General features: G+C 35.4%; 3 protein-coding genes and 1 pseudogene. 2 read left to right on the top strand and 2 right to left on the bottom strand.

Annotated features, from left to right (window positions below; all coding sequences use genetic code 11):
- Nucleotides 1-185: pseudogene (locus H1P_RS38675) on the bottom strand (IS701 family transposase); the annotation flags it as partial.
- Between the two features lie 122 nt (nucleotides 186-307).
- Here H1P_RS38675 and H1P_RS33070 point away from each other — a divergent pair.
- Both H1P_RS33070 and H1P_RS33065 read left to right on the top strand, forming a co-directional pair.
- Nucleotides 308-748: an RNA-guided endonuclease InsQ/TnpB family protein gene (locus tag H1P_RS33070; protein ID WP_246142061.1), complete on the top strand. Its 441-nt coding sequence runs from the start codon at nucleotides 308-310 to the stop codon at nucleotides 746-748.
- A 282-nt stretch (nucleotides 749-1,030) separates the two neighbouring features.
- Entirely contained in the window at nucleotides 1,031-1,360 is a 330-nt protein-coding gene (locus H1P_RS33065) for a hypothetical protein (protein WP_144875692.1), read from the top strand.
- Between the two features lie 98 nt (nucleotides 1,361-1,458).
- Here the strand turns inward: H1P_RS33065 and H1P_RS33060 are convergent, their stop codons facing one another.
- A complete protein-coding gene (locus H1P_RS33060; RefSeq protein WP_144875690.1) occupies nucleotides 1,459-1,854 on the bottom strand; it encodes a hypothetical protein in 396 nt (131 codons plus the stop codon).
- Nucleotides 1,855-1,919: the final 65 nt, after the last annotated feature.

The following is a 1,919-nucleotide window of genomic DNA, read 5'->3' as shown; positions in this document are numbered from 1 at the left end:
GTGTTGAACAAATCTTTGGCTTCGTATCTTTCCCTCAATAAAAAGCGATTGATGCTATCGTGTGAGACATTTCCCAGTATTTCTGACAATCTATTACATCCCATTTGTTTGGGTTCTGACAATAAAAACAATGTGTAGTGTTCGAGATTGCATTGTGCGGTGGAAGGTTTGCTGATTTTCCTGATTGTTCGATACCTGTTTTTTTGATGTCTTCTACTTAAGAGTGCATTGTCTCATTATTCTGTCAATGCGTAAGTCCTAATAAATTACTTATGGGGGCGAACGATTGATTGTTCGCCCTTGCTATGTGTATTCTAACAAATGGAATAAACTACAACATCGTATAGCATTACTACATGAAGCCGTTGCCAACAAAAGAAAAGACTATCATTTCAAACTTGCTCATCAGTTGTGCCAAGAAGTAGGAATGGTATTTGTGGAAAATATTAACTTCAAATCATGGAGTAGAGGGTTGTTTTGTAAACAATCTCTAGATATGGGATTAGGACAATTCTGGGAAATCCTAGAGTATGTTTGCTCTCAAACCAATACTTTTTTCACGAAAGTAGATAAAGATTTCACAAGTCAAATATGTCCTGATTGTGGGATACACACTGGTAAAAAAACATTAGATATTAGAGTACATAAATGTTTTGAGTGTGGATATGAAAATGATAGAGATGTTGCTGCTGCTGAAGTTGTTAAAAACAGAGGACTAGAAATTGCGGTTGGTGCGCCCGTAAATTAAACTGCCCTGTAATTAAGTCGGGCTACGGTCGGGTTTCCCGACTATGTAGAACCGACTTGTTGGCGTTCTATCGGGGATACTTTGGTGTCTAGATGTGAGTCTATAAGGGAATCCCTTGGCGTAGCCGATGGGAGGTTCAAAATCGTGCTTTAGATAACACAGAAGTAGCAGAGTTATTTATGTCTTTTGATGAAGTAATTATGTAACGTTTTATAAAGTTATTCCCTTGAAAGTTTATTATTAAAAATAGGAGCAAATATTTTAATCAAGAGGATTTCAATTATGACTAATAAAGATTTTTTTCTCGATCCCGATGAAGCTCAAACTTTGGGCAATATTAACTATATGAGAAAGTCTACTAGAGTGAGACATACTTTTCCGAAGAACTTAAAAAATCCCAATGGTTTTGAAGTAGTTAAAGAGATCTCTTCTTTAGATGGAAATTCTAAGAATAACTTCCAACAAAGCAGCCCAGAAAGTTCTTTTTCCAGTCCCAAATCTCAACCTACTCAATTTAAGAGTAGTGTAAGTGATAGTAGTCCTAAATCTACTCCCAGTTCTAGCAATATGGATCTGTTCCGTAACATGGCGCGCAATATAGGGAAAAGATAAGATTTGATAATTTTGTTTGTTACATTAAAAGCGATCGCCTTAACTTAAAAGCGATCGCTTTATTTATAGGATTAATTACTTATTACCTACCTACTCAACTATACACTACGTTTACCTACGCCAACTGCAATCAGATGTGTGCGTACTAAATGTTCAAACTGATAGAGAAAAGCAGCAGATAATAAACGAATTAACATCAAGGGATTAATAAAGTTTTTCATTCCATACCACCAGTCTGTCATTTCCGACCAATAATAAGAAGGAGAAAAGAAAACAATTCCAATTACTGTACTAAAAATCATTACCAGAGCAATTATCAACCAGCCATACAAACCTTCCCACCAACTGAGCAAACCAGGAAACCAAATACTTTTTGGTGCAGACATTTCTGGAGTTTGAATATCGGGAAAAAATAAATCGAAACCAATGTGCAGTAAATTATGAAAAATGGCAATTATGAGAATGGGAGATAGTAAAAGCAAAAAATAAAGCACAATGAACCTATCCCACTAATATGATTTTGGTAATCCACATATGAATAGTTGCCAAAGTCAAAAAA

Origin of the sequence: Hyella patelloides LEGE 07179 (assembly GCF_900659865.1) — a bacterium.
In the GTDB taxonomy this organism is placed as follows: domain Bacteria; phylum Cyanobacteriota; class Cyanobacteriia; order Cyanobacteriales; family Xenococcaceae; genus Hyella; species Hyella patelloides.
The sequence above is the reverse complement of the archived record's forward strand: the minus strand, read 5'-3'. Positions and strand labels throughout refer to the sequence as shown.

Bases quoted from the DNA above. Each gene is read 5' to 3' on its own strand.
- H1P_RS33065 (WP_144875692.1), top strand. From the start codon at position 1,031: ATGACTAATAAAGATTTTTTTCTCGATCCCGATGAAGCTCAAACTTTG.